Genomic DNA, 15,229 nt, shown 5'->3' with positions numbered 1-15,229 from the left:
GAGTACCGGTCGCGCGGTCGCTGACGGGGGCGCGGTCGGTCCGATCGGTACCGGGACCACGCCCGGTGCCGGGAACACGCTCCGTGACGTTCCCGCCGACCGTCGCGCGGGCCACCGTCTTCTCCGTGGTGAGTGCCCTCCTCGCGGTCGCCTCGTACCACGTCGTCCTCGGTTCGACGCCGTCCTGGGACGTCCGGGCAGCCGTCGCCGCGGTCCTGTTCTGCGCGACGCTCCCGCTGGGTGCCGCCTCGCAGGTCCGAGCCCCGCTGCCGACCCGCGCCCCGCGGTCCCCACACCTCGCGCCGCGGTCGGCCCTCGCCCGTGCCGGGCGGGCCGCCGCCCGGCGGTGGCGGTCGCAACGCTCGCGCGCAGAGAGTGCGTACCCGACCGCCGCGTACGCGATACGAGGCGTTCGGCGGCCGTTCCCCGCGGCCCACCCCTCCCGCTCACCGCTCGCCCCACGGCTCGCCCTCCGCCTCCTCGCCGACCGCAGGCTGCCCCGGCACCAGCCCGTCAGCCAGTGCGACCGCACCACCGGGGCCGCTCCCGCCGGTCGTGAACCGCGTCCGCTGTGCCGCTCCTTGCTGCGGATGCTGCGTCTGCTCTGCGCCTTCCTGGCGCGCGTACTGCGCCAGGGCCCCGCGCCGCGCGCGGCCGTACTCCCCCGGCCGATCCAGCAGCCGTGTCCCGGGCGGCCCGCCCGCCCGACGGCTCGCCCCCTCCTCCTCGCGGACACGGTCGTACGGCGCGGTCCGCCGGCCCGCCCACCGCTCGCCGTCTGAGCCGCCCGAGCCGCGCCGCAGCGCGTGCGCCGCGCCGGACCACACGGGAGCGGTCCCGGCAAGCCCGATTCCGCACACTCCACCGCTGATTCCGGCGCGCCCCGAGCCGTCTCCGCACGGCCGGACGTGACCGCGCCAGGAGGGACCCTCATGTCCAACACCGTCGTCGTCATCGGCGCGGGCCCGTACGGTCTGTCCGCCGCCGCGCACCTACGGGCGCGCGGCCTGCCCGTGCGTGTCTTCGGCGCCCCCGTCGCCAACTGGTCACGGCGCATGCCCGCCGGGATGCTCCTGAAGACGTCGCCCGCCGCCTGCGCGCTGGCGACCCCGCGCGAGGGCTTCACCCTCCAGGACTACTGCCGCGACGCCGGGGAGCGCCGGGTGGCGGCCCACGACCAGGTGCCCGTGGGCCTGTTCATGCGGTACGGGCGGTGGTTCAGGGAGCGGCTCGTGCCCCGCGTCGAGGACGAACGGGTGGCCTCGGTCGAGCGGCGCGAGGACGGCTTCCGCGTCAAGTTGTCCTCGGGCGAGGTGCTCCGGCCCCGCGCCGTGGTGGTGGCCACCGGCCTCTCCGGTTTCGCGCATCTGCCGACGCCCCTGGCGGCAGCGGCGTCCAGCGGCCTGTCGGCCCTGGGCCTGATCTCGCACAGCTCGCAGCAGACCGATCCCGGCAGCTTCGCCGGGCGCACCGTGACGGTCGTCGGAGCCGGCCAGTCCGCCCTGGAGAGCGCCGCCCTGCTGCACGAGGCGGGCGCCGAGGTGCAGGTGCTCGCCCGCGGGGCGCGGGTGCGGTTCGACACGCCGCCGTCGTCCCGCCCGCACTGGCAGCCGGACACCCCTGCGGGCCGCTCGTGGCCCGTGTACGGCCTCACGCGTCACCCCGCCGCGTTCCGCCGGCTGCCCGCGGCGGCCCGGCTCCGGCTCGCCGAGCGGCCGACGAGACCGCGCGGGGCGTGGTGGCTCAGGGACCGGTTCGAAGGGCAGGTGCCGCTGCTCGCGGAGCGGCACATCACGGCGGCGGAGGTCCGGGGAAACAGCGTCGCCCTGCACACCACGACACCGGACGGACGGACCCACACCGTCGAGTCCGACCACGTCCTCGCCGCCACGGGCTACCGCGTCCACGTCGAGGCCCTTGACTTCCTCTCCCCCGAGCTGCGCGCGGACGTGCGGCGGATCGGTGGATTCCCCGTCCTGGACAAGGGGTTCTCGTCCAGCGTGCCGGGGCTGTACTTCACCGGTCCTTCGGCCGTCGCGACGTTCGGGCCCGCGCTGCGCTTCGTCAGCGGTACGCGGTTCGCGGGTCCCCGGCTGACGAAGTCCGTGGCGGCGTGCTGCGACGACTGACGGGGCGACTTCCGGCATGGCGACTTCCGGCGCGGGCTCCGACAGCGCTGGGCCGTCGCCCCCGCCGTCACACGAGCAGGGCGACCAGCCGTTCGGTCTGCTCCCGGGGGTCCGGCGCGCCGGCCCACCCGGTCATCAGGAGGTGGTGGACGGTGCCGACCACGGCGAGCGCCGTCGTGGCGGTGTCGGTGGTGTCCGGCAGCCGGCCGAGCCGCTGTTCGGCGTCCAGGTAGGCGGTGAGCGCGTCCTGGATCGCGGCGAAGCCGGGGGCACCCGCGGCGAGCGCCTCGCGGATCCGGCAGGAGGTGGCGTGGCTGGACATCGCGAGGCCCACGACCCCGGGGTCCAGCGAGTCGAGCAGCCCGAGCGCGACTCCCGCCAGGTTCGCCGCCACGCTGTTCTCGCCCGCCCGTCCGGGGAGGGCCCGGGCGGCCGCCGCGGCGCGCGCGTACCGGTCGAGCACGAGCTCGGCGACGAACGCGTCCACCCCGCCGAAGTGCGTGTGCAGCACCCCTTTGGCGCAGCCCGCCTCGCCGGTGACCGCCCGACTGGTCAGAGCCGCCGCGCCCTCGCGGGCGACGATCCGCTCGGCGGCGTCGAAGAGCCGGTCGCGAAGATCGGGGATCGCGACTCCGCGCGGTGACATGGCTGCTCCTCGGTGACAACGGGACGCCCCGGCACGGCCATTGCCAGAAGGGGCGCTCGCCCATACTGTTTGGGCGAGCGCCCATACTAGCCGTGTCGGGCGCACCGTCCACGACGCATCAGGGGGCATCGAGTGCAGGACATCGCCAACACCGAACAGGCGCGGGCATGGAACGGCTACGAGGGGGAGCACTGGGCCGGCCATCAGTCCCGCTGGGATGCGATCAACGGCGGCTTCAACTCCCCTCTCCTGGCGGCCGCTTCGGTCCAGGAGGACGACCGCGTCCTGGACGTCGGCTGCGGCACCGGGCAGTTGACCAGGCAGGCCGCCCACCGGGCGACCGGCGGCCGGGTGCTCGGCCTCGACCTGTCGGCGCCGATGCTGGCGCAGGCCCGCCGCTCCGCGCGGCAGGAGGGCCTCGGCAATGTCTCCTTCGAGCAGGGCGATGCCCAGGTCCACCCTCTGGAGGCGGGCGGGTTCGACCTCGCGGTCAGCCGGTTCGGCGTGATGTTCTTCGCGGACCCGGTGGCCGGGTTCGGCAACATCGCCGGGGCGCTGCGGCCGGGCGGCCGCGCGGCGTTCATCTGTGGCGCGTTCCCGCAGGACAACGAGTGGCTCCGGGCCTTCGGCTCACTGCGCGACCTCCTTCCGATGGGCACGTTCGGCACGCCCGGCGGGCCCGGCATGTTCTCCCTCGCGGAGGCGGACAAGACGTGCGCCCTGCTGTCCTCCGCCGGGTTCGAGAAGGTCGAGGCGGTCCGCGTGGAGACGACCGGGACGTGGGGGCGGGACGCGGCCGACGCCGCCGACTTCCTCTTCGGCTCCGGCCCCGGACGCCACCTCACCGGTCAGGTGCCCCACGAGACCGCGGACCAGGCGCGCGCCCGCCTGACAGAACTCCTGCGCCCGCACGAGGAGGACGGCGCCCTGCGCCTGCGCGCGGCCGCCCTCCTGGTGACCGCGACCCGCCCCTGACGCGGAGCGGCCGCGCGGCCCCGGCCCGGGCACGTCCCGACCCGCCGCCGGGGTCTGTCGGCCCACCCCGGCAGACCCCGCGCCCGGGCCTCCGGCCTCCCCCTGCGGCCCCGAAAACGTGATGACCGGTGATCGAGCGAGCGGCAGACTACCGCCCATGACCGCGTCAGACTTCAAAGCCGACCTCCGTCTCTACCTGCAGGACGCCCGCGACGTGCTGCTCTGGAAACTCGACGGCCTGTCGGAGTACGACATACGGCGCCCGCTCACGCCCACCGGCACCAATCTCCTGGGCCTGGTCAAGCACGCGACCAGCGCCGAAGCCCTGTACTTCGGGGCCACATTCGGGCGCCCCTTCGCCGCGCCGGGGCTCTGGATCACGGGCGACGCCGAGACGAACGCGGATCTGTGGGCGACCGCCGACGAGACACGGGAGCGGATCGTCGGGCGCTACCGGCAGGTGTGGGCGCACTCGGACGCCACCATCAAGTCGCTGGACCTCGACGCGGTCGGCCGCCTGCCGGGCGGAAACGGACGGGAACTGACCCTGCACCGCGTCCTCGTCCACATGATCGCCGAAACCGACCGGCACGCCGGACACGCCGACCTCGTACGAGAGTTGATCGACGGCGCCGCCGGCCTGCGGGAGGACGGCGACAACATGCCGCCCGACGCCGCTTGGCAGGAGGCACACCGGGACCGGGTGGAGCGTGCCGCGCGGGAAGCGGACCGGGGTACCCGTCGGCCGCCGTCCTGACGATCGCTACGATGCGCTGCGATGAGACAGACGCAGTGGACCGGAGCCGCTCGGCACGCCTGGTGCCGCGCCGCGTCCGCCGCCGCGCTCGCGTCGCTCGTCGCCACGCTCTTCATGTGCCTCGGCGCCGTCGCCCCGGACGGCGGCCACCGTGGCCCCGGGCACACCGCGGCCGCCACCGGAGCCCCCTCGTACGACGACGGTGCACCGCGCGCGCACGACGTCGACTGCCCGCCCGCCGACCGGCGTTGCACGGCCGCCGCCCACAGCGTACGAGCGGTCCTCAACCCGGCGGGCCCGTCGCTGCCCGCCGTGCCGAAGCAGACGCCCTCCCCGCACGGGGCGTCGATGCCCGGCCCGCCGGTCGAGCCTCCCTCGGACCGCGGCTCCCCCGATCTCCACATGCTCCAGGTGCAGCGGATCTAGGCGGATCCCGGCCGGGTGGCCCGCGCACGCGGCCCGCCCGCGCCACGGCATCCACCACTCCGGACCCACCGCCGCCGCGCCCCGCGCGACGGGGACAGGAACACCATGACCAAGCCCAAGTCCCGCAAGCCGGGCGACAGATCGAGCAACAGGCCGAGCAAGAAGGCCGCCGCCGCGGAGCGCCAGGCCCGCGTCGAGGCGATGCGCCGCGCGGAACAGGCGCGCGAGCGCCGCACCCGCGTCATCACGCTCACGGTGAGCACGGTGATCGTCGCCGGGCTCGTCGGTTTCGGCGCGTACGCCCTCGACAGCGCCAACGACAAGGAGAAGCAGAACAGCGCCGCCGCGAAGAAGCCCGTACAGGGCGAGAAGACGTGGGACGCGAAGAAGCTGGGCCGCGATCACGTGGCCAAGTCCGTCTCCTACCCGATGACACCGCCGGTCGGCGGCGACCACCACCAGGCCTGGATGACGTGTGACGCCAGCGTCTACGAGAAGGAGATACCGAACGAGAACGCCGTGCACTCCCTCGAACACGGCGCGGTCTGGGTCACGTACAACGACAGGGCTCCCGGAGCCGACGTCAAGAAGCTGGCCGACAAGGTGTCCAGGACGACCTACAGCCTGATGAGTCCGGTGGCGAAGCAGCGGAGCGCGATCGTGCTGTCGGCCTGGGGGCGCCAGCTCACCGTCGACAGCGCCGAGGACCCGCGGGTCGCGGAGTTCTTCAGCACGTACGTGCAGGGCGCGCAGACGCCCGAGCCGGGCGCAGCCTGCACCGGGGGCGTCGACTCCGCGTGAGCGGGTACCGGCCGGCGCGCGGCTCGCGCGCCGGCCGGACCGGCTCGGGTCAGGCCGTGGCGGGCCGCGCCCCGGGGGCCGTCCGCGTCAGCCGCCCGGCGCGCTGCAGTCCGTGGAGGGACAGCGCACACCCCAGGCCCAGGACGAGCAGCGCGAGCCAGGGCAGCGCCGACAGGCCCGCCGCCCGGGCGGCGTCGAGGGCGACTCCCGTCAGGAGGTTGCCGACGGTGATGCCGACACCGCAGATGGTGTTGTAGAGCCCGTAATGGGTGGCGACGAGACGGTCCCCCGACAGCTGGACGATGGTGTCCATCTCGAAGGGGTACGTGATCATCGTGCCCAGCGCCAGCAACAGGGCGGCCAGGGTGGGCGGCAGGGCGGCGAGCAGCCACCGCCCCGCTCCCCCGCCGGGCTCGGGCAGCGCCGTCGCGACGAGCAGCGGCACGAAGGCGAGCCCCATGACCGAAAGGCCTCGGGTGAGCGCCTGTCCCGGAGCCAGCCGCTCCTTGCACCAGGCCGTCACCCGGGTCTGCCCGAGGACGGTCGCGAGACCGGACGCCGCGAAGAGCAGCGCGACGGCGACGGTGCCGAACTCGCCGTCACCTCCCACGCGTCGCACCTCCAGAGGCAGCGCCAGATACACCTGGAAGGTCAGGACGTAGGAGCCGATCATCGCGGTCGAGAAGAGCAGGAAGGCACGGTTGCCCGCGATGCTCCGCCACTGGGCGACGATCCCGTCACCGGCGCCCGGCGCCCCGCCCCAGTCCCGCGTGTCGTTGCCCCCGCGGGCGGGAAGAGCGCGGATCTGCACGATGCTCAGGACCGCGAAGACCGCCGCCGAGACGAGGCAGGTGACCCGGAAGTCGACCCCGGTGAGCAGCATCCCCACGAGCGGGCCAAGGAGGATGCCCGCCTGGTAGAAGACGTTGAACAGCGCGAAGGCCTCGACCCGGCGCTCGCCCGCGTCGGCCGCGAGATAGGCCCGCACCGCGGGGTTGAACAGCGCTCCGGCGAAGCCGGTGGCCGCCGAGGCGACGATCAGCGCGGGCACCGAGTCGACGAGGCCGAGCGTGGCGAAGCCGACGGTGCGCAGGACGCATCCGGCGACGATCAGCGGCTTGTACCCGAACCGGTCGGCGAGCGTGCCCCCGAGGAGGAACATGCCCTGCTGGCTGAAGTTGCGCACGCCGAGGACGAGTCCGACGAGCCAGCCCGCCAGGCCGAGCGTGCCGGACAGGTGCTGGGCGAGATACGGCATCAGCATGTAGAAGCCGAGGTTGATGGTGAACTGGTTGGCCAGGAGGAGCCGGACGCTCCGGTCGTAGGAACGGAACTGCGTGAGGGTCGTCTTCACCGGGCCTCGCCCTCCGCCGTGCGGTCGGTCGCGCCCGGCCGGACCGGCCGGTCCGGGGGCAGCGGATCGTGGACGGCGGTGCAGCGCGTCCAGCGGGTGACCTCCTTCTCGTCGGGGCGGCCCACGACGTCCGGTTCGGGTGCCGGGACGTGGCCCAGGAGGCCGTGCTCGGCGCAGTACCCGTCGTCGTAGACCGTCTCCAGGTAGCGCTGCGGACCGTCGGGGAAGACCGCGGCGATACGGGCGTCGCGCGGGAGTGTCCTGGCGAGCCATCCGGCGACCAGCGCGACGGCTCCGACGCTCCACCCGCCGGTCGCGTAGTGCGAGGTCGCCAACTGCCTGCAGGACCATACGGATTCGGCCGGGGCCACCCAGTGCACCTCGCCGAAGTTCTCGTAGGCGACGTTGCGCGGGTAGATGCTCGACCCCAGGCCGCGCATGAGCCTGGGCCGGTCGGGCTGGCCGAAGATGGTCGAGCCGACGGTGTCCACACCGACCAGGCGAAGGCCGGGGTAGAGCTGCCGCAGGACGCGGGAGACGCCCGCGGAGTGCCCGCCGGTGCCGACGCTGCAGACCAGTACGTCGATGTGGCCGAGCTGCGCGGCGAGTTCGAGGGCCAGCGGGGTGTAGGCGCTGACGTTGTCGGGGTTGCCGTACTGGTCGGGGCACCAGGAGCCGGGGTGCTCCGCGAGGAGTTCGGCCACGCGGTCCCGTCGCGCCTGCTGCCAGCCGCCGACCGGGTGGCGTTCGGGCACGGTGTCGACGCTCGCGCCGTGGGCGGTGAGCAGCCGGGTCATGGACGGTTCCAGGCCGGGGTCCGTGACCAGGGTGACCGGGTGGCCGTGGACCGTACCGGCCAGGGCGAGGCCGAGGCCGAGGGTGCCGCTGGTCGACTCGACGATGCGGCAGCCGGGTCGCAACTCGCCGCGGGCCCGGGCGCGTTCGACCATGTGGAGACCGGCGCGGTCCTTGATGCCACCGGGGTTGAAGCCCTCCAGCTTGGCCCAGAAGCCGCGGCCCGGCGGAGCGAACGGCCGGGAGACGTGCAGGACGGGGGTGTTCCCGACGAGGCCGGGGAGGGTGGAGCCGAGTGGGGCGGCGCCGTGCGGATTGACTCCGTGCGGGATGGCGCCGAAAGGGGCGGGCCCGGCAGGGCCTGCCCCGGCGGGGGTGGAGTCGTGCGCGGTCGGAGAGTGCATCTCTTCGCTTCTCGCTCTCGCTCAGGTAGTGGTCGCACAGGGGCTGGTCGCGGGGGCGGGCAGGCCCGTCATGGCGCGGGACGTGCCCGGAGCGCCCCTATATGCGCCATCTGCAGAGCGAGTTGAGAGCGGCTCGACCACCCACCGGGTTCGCCCGTCGCGCGGTGGCCGAGTGGCAGGCGACCGCGGCGTCCGCCCCCTCCTCCCCGGGCGCCGCGCTCAGCGCGAGCGGGAGCAGCCGGGCCGAGGGCTGGGCGAGGGAGGCGGGTCCTGGCTCGTGGCAGCGGTCGGGCCGGGCGGGTACGTCGACGACTGCGCCCTCGGCCTCTTCCGAGAGGCGCGGCTCCACCCACGCGTGGGCCGCTGCCCCGGACACGTGAACTGGGCCATGGGCGTGGAGAGGCCCGCCGAAGCACGCGAGGAGCGTGCCCAGCAGGACGTACAGGGTGCGGAAGAAACGCCGATGCGGCACAGAACCTCCGTGCGGCAGCCGCCCCGGCCGGGGTGCGGTGCGCCGCGGACGCGGCACGCGTGACACCTGTGACCGGGGACGAGGTCGGACAGCATGAAGTGGCCACCGGAGCGACGCCGTGCTCGGCTCGACCCACGGGGGTGAGCGGGCTGACTCCTGGTGACGTGGGGCCAGTTCGGAGCCGACGCGGCTTAGATGCGCAGAATCGTGGAATCCGCCGCGTGCGCTATCGGGACCACGAAGTCCCGCCCGGCGACCGGGTGGGCGCCCAGCGGAACGGGCGCGCCGCCCCGCCACCGCGAGCCCAGCGGGGAGAGGCAGGGCATGTCCACGTCGGGGCCCTGCGGAGGCTGGCTCAGCGCGCACTCCTCGACGGCGTGCTGCTGGCGGTGGTCGTGGCCCGACCCGCCCGGACCGTCGGCCACGGCGGGTGCGTCCGGGGCGACGGCGGAGGTGAGGACGGAAGCGGCGGGGGCACCGGGGGCGACCGCGGTGACAGCACCGGTGGAGGCGAGGTGCCGACTCGTGACCTCGGGGCTCGCCACATGGGCGAACACCAGACCGAGGAGGCAGAGCCCCAGCCCCACGGCCCGCCACAGCGGCGCCGCCGAGCGGCTCCGCCGTGCACCGGAACGAGACCAGGCCGCCATCACGCCGCGATCCTAGCCCGACCTCACGAACCCGGACATCACGACGCACGAGAACACAACAGGAACAAGCCACCCGCCTGTCCCACGGCCCCCACTCACCGACACTGTCGCCCAACTACCGCCACAGGGGCTCCAGTTAGCGCTCCCCCCTCCCCTCTCCAGGCCCCCGCACCCCCGAAACAGCCCCACAGCCCCGCCGAGCCACCAGCACCCGCATACACGGGAACGCCAGGAACGCCGGACACCGGAACTCTGACGACACCACCCGACCAGAACACGGAAAAGCACCAGGACCCCGCAGACCGGACAATTTGCCGGTCGCTCATGATCGGCTCAGACTTGCGGCGACACAGCTTCTCTCGGCAGGCACGAGGAGAAAGGCTTCATGGTGAGAGGCCAACCGCGCGGCACGCCCCGAAAGCCCCGCCCGGCGGAGAGCGAACCGCGCACGTCGCATTCGGCTACCGACCGCATGGCGCGCACGCTGCTGCGTCGCCGGAAGAAGACGCTCAGCGCCGAGGACGTGATGGTCTCGGACCGTCCGAAGGTGCGGCGGGCCGTGACCGCGGCGGCGCTCGGCAACACCATGGAGTGGTTCGACTTCGGCGTCTACGCCTATCTGGCGGGCACGATCGGAAAGGTCTTCTTCCCCTCCAGCTCGCCCGGGGCGCAGGTCGTCTCCACGTTTGCCACATTCGCCGCCGCCTTTCTCGTGCGGCCACTGGGCGGGCTCGTCTTCGGGCCGCTGGGCGACCGCATCGGCCGACAGCGCGTACTCGCCGCCACCATGATCATGATGGCCGCCAGCACCTTCGCGGTCGGCCTGCTCCCCACGTACGCCTCGATCGGCTTCGCCGCTCCCCTGCTGCTGCTCCTGTGCCGGCTCGTGCAGGGCTTCTCCACGGGCGGCGAGTACGCCGGTGCCACCACCTACATCGCCGAGTACGCCCCCGACCAGCGGCGCGGCTTCCTCGGCAGCTGGCTCGACTTCGGCACCTTCGTGGGCTACTCGCTGGGCTCGGGACTGGTCACGGTGCTCACCCTGACCCTCGGTACGGACGGCCTGGAGAGCTGGGGCTGGCGCATCCCGTTCTTCGTCGCGGGGCCGCTCGGGCTCATCGGCCTCTACATGCGGATGAAGCTGGAGGAGACCCCCGCCTTCCAGCAGGAAGCCGCCTCGTCGGCGGCCGAACGCGAGGCGGAGTCCAAGGGCGAGGAGGGCGATCCCGTCGAGCAGGCCCGCCAGTCCGGCAAGGGCCGCCTCAGGGAGATCTTCACCCGGCACTGGCAGGCGGTCCTCATCTGCATGGGTCTCGTGCTGCTCTACAACGTCACGAACTACATGGTGACGTCGTACCTGCCGACATTCATGACCGTCACCCTCGGGGAGAGCGACACGACCGCGCAGCTCCTGGTGCTCGGCACCATGCTGCTCGTGGTCCTCGCCATCACCACGGTGGGCCGCAGCTCCGACCGGTGGGGCAGACGGCCCATGTTCATGGGCGGCAGCATCGCGATGATCCTGCTCGCCGTGCCCGCGTTCCTGCTGATCCGGGAGGGCGGCATCCTGCTGCCCGCGTTCGGCTGCGCGATCCTCGGCCTGCTCCTGGTCTGCTTCGCCGGTACGGCCGCCGCCACGCTCCCGGCCCTGTTCCCCACCCGGCTGCGGTACGGAGCTCTGTCGATCGCCTACAACATCTCCGTCTCCGTCTTCGGCGGCACCACCCCGCTGCTCGCCTCGTTCCTGGTCGACGCGACCGGAAACACGCTGGTCCCGGCCTTCTACCTGATGGTGGCCGGGGTGATCGGCCTGGTGTCGACGTTCTTCCTGCACGAGACGGCCGGGCGGCCCCTGCGCGGCTCAGGGCCCATGGTCGAGACGCACGACGAGGCACGCGAGATCGTGGCGCGCAGCCGCACGGAGGCGGGCCGCCACGCGCGCGACGTGTGGCTGCGGCTGCGGCACCCCCGGGGCGGTGGCCGCGGTGACTCAGGGACCGAAAAGTCCGGCGGACGCGACGGGTGACGGGTCCGGGCCGGGAGCGCGACCGCGCGCCGCCGGCCGGCTACCGCCCCTACCCTTGGCCCCATGCGGCTGCTGCTGACCTCCGACACCCACGTGCCGGCGCGCGCGAAGCGCCTGCCGGACGCCCTGCTGGCAGGGATCGACGCCGCGGACGTCGTGATCCACGCCGGGGACTGGATCGACGAGGCCACGCTCGATCTGTTCGAGGCCAGGTCGCGCCGGCTGATCGCCGTGCACGGCAACAACGACGGGCCGCCATTGCGCCGCAGGCTCGCCGAGGTCGAGCGGGCCGAACTGGCGGGGCTGCGGTTCGGCGTCGTCCACGAGACCGGAGCGGCCACCGGACGCGAGCGCCGGTGCGCCGAGCGCTTCCCCGACCTGGACGTCCTGGTGTTCGGGCACAGTCACATCCCCTGGGACACCGAGGCGCCCGGCGGCCTGCGGCTCATCAATCCCGGCTCGCCCACGGACCGCAGGCGCCAGCCGTACTGCACGTTCCTCACGCTGACGGTCGCGGACTCCGCGCTGCACGACCTGATCTGGCACCGGCTGCCGCCGAAGCGCTGATCACTCCATCGGGCGCCGACCCCGCGGTGAAGGTCGGCGCCCGTCTCGCTACGACGTGTGCGCGGGCTCGCTCGTCCACGCCGCGCGCAGCGCCTTCTTGTCCACCTTGCCGACCTTGGTCGTCGGCAGCCGGTCCAGCAGGACCGTCTTGCGGGGCGTGTACAGGTCTCCCAGCTCGGCGGTGACCGCCGCGCCGACCACGTCCGGGTCGACGTCAACGCCCTCGGCCGTGGCCAGGAAGATCTGTACGGCCTCGCCGAACTCCTCGTCCGGCACGCCGAGCGCCGCCGCGTTGCGCACCCCGGGCAGCGTGAGCAGGAAGTCCTCCAGGACGCGGGAGTAGACGTTGTCGCTGGTGCTGCCGGTGACGATGATGTCCTTGGCCCGGTCGACGAGGTACAGGTACCCCTCGGCGTCGAGGTAGCCCATGTCCCCCGTGCGCAGCCAGCCGTCCCGCAGGGCCTCCGCGGTGCGCTCCGGGTCCTCGTAGTAGCCGAGCATCACCGTCTCGCCGCGGACGCACACCTCGCCGACCTGCCTGGGGGGCAGTGCCGCCGTGCCGGACTCGCCGCGGATCTCGATCTCGGTGTCGGCTATCGCGCGGCCGCAGCTGCGCCAGAGCTCGGGGCGCTCGGCCCCCTTGGTGGCGAGCTCCTCCGCCCCGAACGCGGCGATGCCGAGCGCCTCCGACTGTCCGTAGCCCTGACTGAGGACGGGCCCGAAGACCTCGACCGTCTGCTGGAGCCGGCTCGGCGACGACGCGGCGCCGCCCACGACGACGCGGCTCAGCTCGGGAAGCACGCCCGGCACGCACTCCGGGTGGTCGAGGAGCGCGTACAGCATCGGCGGCACGAACATGGTGGCGGTGATCTTCTCCTCGCGCAGCACCGCCAGCGCCGCGCCCGGCTCGAACTCGGGGAGGACGACGAGGACGGAGCCCGACACCAGCGCCTGGATCGAGGTGAGGTGGCCGCTGCCGTGCGTGAGCAGCGTCGCCGCGAGCACCCGGTCCGTGCCCGAGGTGAGCGTCAAGAACCGCGTGGCGCGCGACTCCCCCGGGTCCTGCGGGTCGTCCTCCTCCGCGTTCATGAGTGTGTCGTAGAGGCGGTGGCTGTGGGCGGCGAGCTTGGGGCGGCCCAGGGTGCCGCCGGTGTAGAGCACGGTGACGGCCTCGTCCGGGGCCGGGGCGGGCACGCCCTCGGGGCGCTCGGCGGGGCACTCGGCGGCCACCTCCAGCAGGTCCGTGCACTCCTGCTCACAGGGTCCGAGGCTGAGCAGCACCGGCGCGTGGACGCTGCGGCCTGCCGCGTCGGCGGCGCGCTGCGCGAAGAGCGGGTCGGTGACCACGGCGCGCGCCCTGGACTGCTCGACCAGGGCGGCGAGTTCGCCGGGTCCGGGCTCGGGCGGCAGGAACACGACACGGCAGCCGACGAGGTGGACCGCGAGCTGCACCAGGACGGAGTCCACACGGTTGGCCAGGAACAGCCCCACTCCGTCGCCGGGCCGGAGCCCCTGCCCGCGCAGCGCGTGCCCCAGCCGGAACAGCCGCCGCCGGGCCTCACCCCGGGTCAGCCGCTGCGTGCCCTGGACGAGTGCCTCGGCGTTCTCGTCCTCGTGCCAGTGCTCCAGTACGCGATCCACGTACGTCCGCGGCTCGGATGTCTCCTGTGCGTTAACGATCATGAACACATGCAAACATGCCGCTCGGGAGTCATCACCTCACAGGGGGCAACTTCGGCCACCGGGCGACCGGGTATTATGCCCCGCTCCGGGCAGCTCCCGGGCGGCTTTCCGCCGTCCGAAACGCGTCGGTGGCGGGCGCTCGGCGCGGCAGGCGGCACAGCACCGCCCGGACGATGATCCCGAGCGCGAAGCCATAGACGGCGACGAGACCGTGGCCGTTGTCCTGCGCGCACCACATCGCCAGCCCGAGCACCGGAACACCGACGGCGAGAGCGCGTTCCTTGCCGGTGAGGGTACGAACGCGCGCCAGGAGGGCCGCGGCCAGGGTCGCCCCCAGGAAGTACGTGGCGCCTGAACTGCCCGCGAAGTTACGGGGATCGGCGCCGGAGCCACCGCCCAGACCGAGCAGCGCGTCGATCCGCTCGGGCAGGAGGATGCCCGCGACGAAGAACAGCAGCGTCAGCGGTCCGCCCCAGAGCCACTGCGCGAGGGCCGCCACGACGGCGAGGGTGGCGATGTTCCACAGCGCGCCGGAGACACCGCCGTTCTGCAGGAAGACCGACGTGCACACCCGCCACCAGCCGGACTCGGCGGGATCGTCGTCGAGGGCCTCCATCGCGCCCGCCCAGCACAGCTGGAGGACGACACCGGCCACCGCAAGGGCGGTCAGGCCGACCGCGGCCCACGGGACGGGCCGCCCCCGGAGCGAGTCGCGCCCCACCGCACCCAGTCCGCCGTTGATCATCATCACCATCAACGCGGCCGTCGTCGCACTGAACAGCAGTCCGTCCATGTCCCCCGAGCCCCTCTTCCCAGTTTCCAACGGTGTTCGAAAACCGTTGACGGTGAGGCTAGCACAGCTTTTCCAACACTGTTCGAAAAGCTGTTACGGTGGGCCGATGAAGCTCACCAGGGAGCGGATCGTCGACGCCGGTATGACCACGTTCGCCGAGACCGGGTACCACGGCCTGTCCATGCGCCGGGTGGCCGATCGGCTCGGCACCCACGCGGGCAGCCTCTACTACCACGTCCGCAACAAGAGCGAACTGCTCGCGCTGATGGCCGACCGCGTCTGCCGGCACGCGTACGACGCCGGGAGCGCCGCCCTCGCCGCGCTCCCGCCCGAAGCGGCCTGGCAGGACGAGATCGAGGCACAGGCCGCGGCGCTGCGCGCGAGCCTCCTGCAACACCCGGGTGGCGCGCTCCTGTTGGCCGACAGCCCCGGGGCGCTGAGCACCGGCGGCCTCTCACTGATGGAGCGTTTTCTGCGGACCCTGCTCGACGCGGGTGTGCCTGCCGACCACTTCGGGATCGCGGCCGACACCCTCCTCAGCCACGTCACGGGGTTCGTGCTCCAGGAACAGAGCGAGCCCCGGGCGCCCGCCGTCACTGCCGAGATCTACGCCGACCTGCGCACGCGCTTCCCGCTCGTCATGGACGAGATGCCCCGGCCGGGCCAGGACGAGAAGTTCCGGCGCAGCATCCAGCTCCTGTGCTCGGCGTTCGAGACCCTCACGGAGAGCGACGCAGGCTGAAGGGCCAGG

Annotated in this window: 16 protein-coding genes; 9 read left to right on the top strand and 7 right to left on the bottom strand. The window is 73.3% G+C overall.

What is annotated here, in order from left to right:
- Positions 1–83 precede the first annotated feature (83 nt).
- Positions 84–782: a hypothetical protein gene (locus ACZ69I_RS12595; protein WP_470831954.1), complete on the top strand. Its 699-nt coding sequence runs from the start codon at positions 84–86 to the stop codon at positions 780–782.
- Between the two features lie 150 nt (positions 783–932).
- Entirely contained in the window at positions 933–2,129 is a 1,197-nt protein-coding gene (locus ACZ69I_RS12590; RefSeq protein WP_470831953.1) for an NAD(P)-binding domain-containing protein, read from the top strand.
- Positions 2,130–2,196: 67 nt separating this feature from the next.
- Here the strand turns inward: ACZ69I_RS12590 and ACZ69I_RS12585 are convergent, their stop codons facing one another.
- Positions 2,197–2,775 carry a TetR/AcrR family transcriptional regulator gene (locus tag ACZ69I_RS12585; RefSeq protein WP_467679871.1) on the bottom strand — a complete coding sequence of 193 codons (579 nt, stop codon included), beginning with the start codon at positions 2,773–2,775 and terminating at the stop codon, positions 2,197–2,199.
- 132 nt (positions 2,776–2,907) lie between these two features.
- Between ACZ69I_RS12585 and ACZ69I_RS12580 the strand changes: the two genes are divergently transcribed.
- The 4 genes from ACZ69I_RS12580 to ACZ69I_RS12565 all read left to right on the top strand — a co-directional run bounded on the left by ACZ69I_RS12580 (position 2,908) and on the right by ACZ69I_RS12565 (position 5,734).
- Positions 2,908–3,750: a class I SAM-dependent methyltransferase gene (locus ACZ69I_RS12580; RefSeq protein ID WP_467679873.1), complete on the top strand. Its 843-nt coding sequence runs from the start codon at positions 2,908–2,910 to the stop codon at positions 3,748–3,750.
- A gap of 157 nt (positions 3,751–3,907) precedes the next feature.
- The gene (locus ACZ69I_RS12575; RefSeq protein ID WP_467679875.1) at positions 3,908–4,507 is read left to right on the top strand and encodes a DinB family protein; all 600 of its coding nucleotides are present in this window, start codon (positions 3,908–3,910) and stop codon (positions 4,505–4,507) included.
- A 21-nt stretch (positions 4,508–4,528) separates the two neighbouring features.
- Positions 4,529–4,933: a hypothetical protein gene (locus tag ACZ69I_RS12570; protein WP_470831951.1), complete on the top strand. Its 405-nt coding sequence runs from the start codon at positions 4,529–4,531 to the stop codon at positions 4,931–4,933.
- 105 nt (positions 4,934–5,038) lie between these two features.
- Positions 5,039–5,734, top strand: a complete 696-nt coding sequence (locus tag ACZ69I_RS12565) for a DUF3105 domain-containing protein (RefSeq protein ID WP_470831950.1) — start codon at positions 5,039–5,041, stop codon at positions 5,732–5,734.
- 49 nt (positions 5,735–5,783) lie between these two features.
- Here ACZ69I_RS12565 and ACZ69I_RS12560 read toward each other — a convergent pair whose 3' ends face one another.
- The 4 genes from ACZ69I_RS12560 to ACZ69I_RS12545 all read right to left on the bottom strand — a co-directional run bounded on the left by ACZ69I_RS12560 (position 5,784) and on the right by ACZ69I_RS12545 (position 9,409).
- Entirely contained in the window at positions 5,784–7,088 is a 1,305-nt protein-coding gene (locus tag ACZ69I_RS12560; RefSeq protein WP_470831949.1) for an MFS transporter, read from the bottom strand.
- Positions 7,085–8,287, bottom strand: coding sequence for a PLP-dependent cysteine synthase family protein (locus ACZ69I_RS12555; RefSeq protein WP_470831947.1), 1,203 nt, complete (start codon positions 8,285–8,287; stop codon positions 7,085–7,087). The genes ACZ69I_RS12560 and ACZ69I_RS12555 overlap by 4 nt, the downstream gene beginning before the upstream one ends.
- Before the next feature lie 97 nt (positions 8,288–8,384).
- Positions 8,385–8,759: a hypothetical protein gene (locus ACZ69I_RS12550; RefSeq protein ID WP_470831945.1), complete on the bottom strand. Its 375-nt coding sequence runs from the start codon at positions 8,757–8,759 to the stop codon at positions 8,385–8,387.
- A 191-nt stretch (positions 8,760–8,950) separates the two neighbouring features.
- Positions 8,951–9,409 carry a hypothetical protein gene (locus ACZ69I_RS12545; protein ID WP_467679888.1) on the bottom strand — a complete coding sequence of 153 codons (459 nt, stop codon included), beginning with the start codon at positions 9,407–9,409 and terminating at the stop codon, positions 8,951–8,953.
- Between the two features lie 472 nt (positions 9,410–9,881).
- On the opposite strand from ACZ69I_RS12545, the gene proP reads away from it, so the two are divergent.
- Positions 9,882–11,435 carry a glycine betaine/L-proline transporter ProP gene (gene proP / locus ACZ69I_RS12540; protein WP_470831943.1) on the top strand — a complete coding sequence of 518 codons (1,554 nt, stop codon included), beginning with the start codon at positions 9,882–9,884 and terminating at the stop codon, positions 11,433–11,435.
- A 63-nt stretch (positions 11,436–11,498) separates the two neighbouring features.
- Entirely contained in the window at positions 11,499–12,002 is a 504-nt protein-coding gene (locus ACZ69I_RS12535; protein ID WP_467679890.1) for a metallophosphoesterase family protein, read from the top strand.
- 48 nt (positions 12,003–12,050) lie between these two features.
- Here ACZ69I_RS12535 and ACZ69I_RS12530 read toward each other — a convergent pair whose 3' ends face one another.
- The gene (locus ACZ69I_RS12530; RefSeq protein ID WP_470831942.1) at positions 12,051–13,685 is read right to left on the bottom strand and encodes an AMP-binding protein; all 1,635 of its coding nucleotides are present in this window, start codon (positions 13,683–13,685) and stop codon (positions 12,051–12,053) included.
- A 73-nt stretch (positions 13,686–13,758) separates the two neighbouring features.
- Positions 13,759–14,478 carry a hypothetical protein gene (locus ACZ69I_RS12525; protein ID WP_470831940.1) on the bottom strand — a complete coding sequence of 240 codons (720 nt, stop codon included), beginning with the start codon at positions 14,476–14,478 and terminating at the stop codon, positions 13,759–13,761.
- 106 nt (positions 14,479–14,584) lie between these two features.
- On the opposite strand from ACZ69I_RS12525, the gene ACZ69I_RS12520 reads away from it, so the two are divergent.
- Positions 14,585–15,220, top strand: a complete 636-nt coding sequence (locus tag ACZ69I_RS12520; RefSeq protein ID WP_470831939.1) for a TetR/AcrR family transcriptional regulator C-terminal domain-containing protein — start codon at positions 14,585–14,587, stop codon at positions 15,218–15,220.
- The last annotated feature ends 9 nt before the right edge of the window (positions 15,221–15,229 follow it).

It is taken from the genome of Streptomyces sp. NPDC036815, assembly GCF_055609205.1.
This window is presented reverse-complemented; position numbering and strand designations above follow the sequence as displayed.

Coding starts and splice junctions, on each gene's coding strand:
- ACZ69I_RS12590 (WP_470831953.1), top strand. CDS start 933: ATGTCCAACACCGTCGTCGTCATCGGCGCGGGCCCGTACGGTCTGTCC.
- ACZ69I_RS12585 (WP_467679871.1), bottom strand. CDS start 2,775: ATGTCACCGCGCGGAGTCGCGATCCCCGATCTTCGCGACCGGCTCTTC.
- ACZ69I_RS12575 (WP_467679875.1), top strand. CDS start 3,908: ATGACCGCGTCAGACTTCAAAGCCGACCTCCGTCTCTACCTGCAGGAC.
- ACZ69I_RS12570 (WP_470831951.1), top strand. CDS start 4,529: ATGAGACAGACGCAGTGGACCGGAGCCGCTCGGCACGCCTGGTGCCGC.
- ACZ69I_RS12565 (WP_470831950.1), top strand. CDS start 5,039: ATGACCAAGCCCAAGTCCCGCAAGCCGGGCGACAGATCGAGCAACAGG.
- ACZ69I_RS12555 (WP_470831947.1), bottom strand. CDS start 8,287: ATGCACTCTCCGACCGCGCACGACTCCACCCCCGCCGGGGCAGGCCCT.
- ACZ69I_RS12545 (WP_467679888.1), bottom strand. CDS start 9,409: ATGGCGGCCTGGTCTCGTTCCGGTGCACGGCGGAGCCGCTCGGCGGCG.
- proP (WP_470831943.1), top strand. CDS start 9,882: ATGGCGCGCACGCTGCTGCGTCGCCGGAAGAAGACGCTCAGCGCCGAG.
- ACZ69I_RS12535 (WP_467679890.1), top strand. CDS start 11,499: ATGCGGCTGCTGCTGACCTCCGACACCCACGTGCCGGCGCGCGCGAAG.
- ACZ69I_RS12530 (WP_470831942.1), bottom strand. CDS start 13,685: ATGATCGTTAACGCACAGGAGACATCCGAGCCGCGGACGTACGTGGAT.
- ACZ69I_RS12525 (WP_470831940.1), bottom strand. CDS start 14,478: ATGGACGGACTGCTGTTCAGTGCGACGACGGCCGCGTTGATGGTGATG.
- ACZ69I_RS12520 (WP_470831939.1), top strand. CDS start 14,585: ATGAAGCTCACCAGGGAGCGGATCGTCGACGCCGGTATGACCACGTTC.